The sequence below is a fragment of the Ruegeria atlantica genome, from assembly GCF_013032455.1.
GTDB lineage: Bacteria > Pseudomonadota > Alphaproteobacteria > Rhodobacterales > Rhodobacteraceae > Ruegeria > Ruegeria atlantica_B.
This window is the reverse complement of record NZ_WQCF01000028.1, coordinates 2,501-6,123: the sequence shown is the minus strand read 5'-3', so window position 1 is coordinate 6,123 and position 3,623 is coordinate 2,501. Positions and strand designations below refer to the sequence as shown.

Annotated in this window: 2 rRNA genes; both read right to left on the bottom strand. The window is 53.2% G+C overall.

Annotated features, from left to right (window positions below):
• Window positions 1-184: 184 nt before the first annotated feature.
• A 5S ribosomal RNA gene (gene rrf, locus GOW93_RS20530) occupies window positions 185-299 on the bottom strand.
• Between the two features lie 190 nt (window positions 300-489).
• A 23S ribosomal RNA gene (locus GOW93_RS20525) occupies window positions 490-3,317 on the bottom strand.
• Between the last annotated feature and the right edge of the window lie 306 nt (window positions 3,318-3,623).

Genomic DNA, 3,623 nt, shown 5'->3' with positions numbered 1-3,623 from the left:
AGGATTTGAACCTCTGACCTTCAGGTTATGAGCCTGACGAGCTACCGGGCTGCTCCACCCCGCGACACTTTGCGTTGGTCTACCGCCTATTCGGCTACTTGAGACCATTGTTGGCCTATCGCTTACGCTACTTGAGGCCGGGTAGTGTTCTTTTCATCGTAAGAGAGGAAGGGGATTTTTCTAGGTTTGGCGGTGACCTACTCTCCCGGGGCTTAAGCCCAAGTACCATTGGCGCGGCAGTGCTTAACTTCCGGGTTCGGGATGGGACCGGGTGTTTCACTTGCGCTATGACCACCAAACCGAGGAAAATCCCCATGTCGACTTTCCTGCTTTGCAGGAAAGCGACGCGGTGGCAGGCAGCGCATTTGCTTGCAAATGCGCGTTGCCACTCGGTTGTTATGTCACCCCTTACGGGGCTTCACATCAATCAACGTTGTCCAACTCAAGGTCAGTGTATGCTTTTGGTGATTTGTCTTTCCATTACTGGATCAAATCAAGCCTATCGGGCGATTAGTACCGGTCAACTGAACGCATTACTGCGCTTACATCTCCGGCCTATTGACGTGGTGGTCTTCCACGGCCCTCAGGGAGACCTTGTTTTGAGGGGGGCTTCCCGCTTAGATGCCTTCAGCGGTTATCCTGTCCGATCATAGCTACCCAGCACTGCCGTTGGCACGACAACTGGTCCACCAGTGGATCGTTCACCCCGGTCCTCTCGTACTAGGGGCAACTCCTCTCAAGTCTCCTACACCCACGGCAGATAGGGACCGAACTGTCTCACGACGTTCTAAACCCAGCTCACGTACCTCTTTAAACGGCGAACAGCCGTACCCTTGGGACCTGCTCCAGCCCCAGGATGAGATGAGCCGACATCGAGGTGCCAAACACTGCCGTCGATATGGACTCTTGGGCAGTATCAGCCTGTTATCCCCGGCGTACCTTTTATCCGTTGAGCGATGGCCCTTCCACTCGGGACCACCGGATCACTATGGCCGTCTTTCGACTCTGCTCGACTTGTCAGTCTCGCAGTCAGGCTGGCTTCTGCCATTGCACTCAACGAGCGATTTCCGACCGCTCTGAGCCAACCTTCGCGCGCCTCCGTTACGCTTTAGGAGGCGACCGCCCCAGTCAAACTACCCGCCACGCAGGGTCCCGGATCCGGATAACGGACCGCGGTTAGACATCAAGAGTGCGAAGGGTGGTATCTCAAGGGAGGCTCCACAGGGACTTGCGTTCCTGCTTCAAAGCCTACCACCTATCCTGCACATCACAATCCTGATGCCAGTGCGAAGCTGTAGTAAAGGTGCACGGGGTCTTTCCGTCTAACCGCGGGAAGCCTGCATCTTGACAGGCAATTCAATTTCGCTGAGTCGATGTTGGAGACAGCGGGGAAGTCGTTACGCCATTCGTGCAGGTCGGAACTTACCCGACAAGGAATTTCGCTACCTTAGGACCGTTATAGTTACGGCCGCCGTTTACCTGGGCTTCAATTCAAGGCTCTCACCTCTCCTTTTAACCTTCAGGCACCGGGCAGGCGTCAGACCCTATACGTCGTCTTGCGACTTCGCAGAGCCCTGTGTTTTTAATAAACAGTCGCCACCCCCTGGTTTGTGCCCCCAGCCCCTAGTTGCCTAGGAACCGGGCCTCCTTCTCGCGAACTTACGGAGGTATTTTGCCGAGTTCCTTCAACATCGTTCTCTCAAGCGCCTTGGTATTCTCTACCAGTCCACCTGTGTCGGTTTAGGGTACGGTCTGATAGGAGGGCTATTTCCAGGAACCTCTCAGCAGCCCAATCAATCCGATAAGATTGAACTACACCTGAGATCCGTCACCACTCCACGGCCTAGGAATATTAACCTAGTTCCCATCGCCTACGCCTTTCGGCCTCGGCTTAGGGGCCGGCTTACCCTGCTCAGATTAGCTTTAAGCAGGAACCCTTGGACTTTCGGCGAGAGTGTCTCTCACACTCTTTGTCGCTACTCATGTCATCATTCTCACTAGTGATCTCTCCACCGGATCCCTCACAGGCCGGCTTCATCGAAAGCCTCTCTCCTCCAATACGCCCGAAGACGTGAAGGAGGAATGAGACTATGTCACACTACGCTCTGCTACCATGCCTTACGGCATCCTAAGCTTCGGCTCATGGCTTGAGCCCCGTTACATCTTCGCCGCAGGACAACTTATTTAGACCAGTGAGCTGTTACGCTATCTTTAAAGGATGGCTGCTTCTAAGCCAACCTCCTGGTTGTTTTGGTCGTCCCACCTGCTTTCCCACTTAGCCATGAATTGGGGGCCTTAGCTGTAGGTCAGGGTTGTTTCCCTCTCCACTACGGACGTTAGCATCCGCAGTGTGTCTGCCATCTAGTACTCCCGGGTATTCGGAGTTTGGTTAGGATCAGTAAGCCTGTGGGGCCCCATTACCCATCCAGTGCTCTACCCCCCGGGGTATTCGGATGACGCTCTACCTAAATAGATTTCGCAGAGAACCAGCTATCTCCGAGTTTGATTGGCCTTTCACCCCTAGGCACAGCTCATCCCGATCCTTTTCAACGGATGTGGGTTCGGTCCTCCAGTAAGTGTTACCTTACCTTCAACCTGGCCATGCCTAGATCACTCGGTTTCGGGTCTGATCCCACGAACTCATACGCCCTATTAAGACTCGCTTTCGCTACGCCTACACCTAACGGCTTAAGCTTGCTCGTGAGACCAAGTCGATGACCCATTATACAAAAGGTACGCCGTCAGCTCGCAAGGAGCCTCCGACTGATTGTAGGCGTTCGGTTTCAGGTACTGTTTCACTCCCCTCGTCGGGGTGCTTTTCACCTTTCCCTCACGGTACTGGTTCGCTATCGGTCAGCAAGGAGTACTTAGCCTTCGAAGGTGGTCCTCCGATCTTCAGACAGAATTTCACGTGTTCCGCCCTACTTAATACGTCCATCAAAGCTTCCTATACGGGGCTGTCACCCGCTATGGCCATGCTTCCCAACATGTTCTAGTCACTTATCTGGCTCGGCTGGTCCCCGTTCGCTCGCCGCTACTAGGGGAGTATCAATTGATTTCCTTTCCTCCGGGTACTTAGATGTTTCAGTTCCCCGGGTTTGCTCTTAAAACCCTATGTATTCAGGTCTTAAGTACCTGTTTAAACCCCATATTGAGTATCAGAGATAACAATATGAAGCTTTCAGGTGGGTTGCCCCATTCAGAAATCCATGGATCAAAGCTTATTCTCAGCTCCCCATGGCTTATCGCAGAGTATCACGTCTTTCATCGCCTCTTGCTGCCAAGGCATTCACCAAACGCCCTTCTCGCGCTTGATTTGATCCAGAAAGAGAAAGACATAACATTTTGCGCTACCGCCTATTCGGCTACTTGAGCGCGTGAACCCTTCCGGCCTGCGGCCTTCACGGTTCGACTATGTCCATCGCGATCATCCAGCTGGTAACTAAAGATGATCTTTCTTCTGAACCAAAAGCATACTTTCCCGCCTTCCACCCTGGAACCCGCGCTGCCGATGTCGGTCGGCCCCACGCAGAGGATAGAAGACATGCATGATCGTCAGATCATGCGGGTTAGTGTACTTGACTTGGACAACTCTGTTCGTTTCAGCCGGGATATTCAAAAAG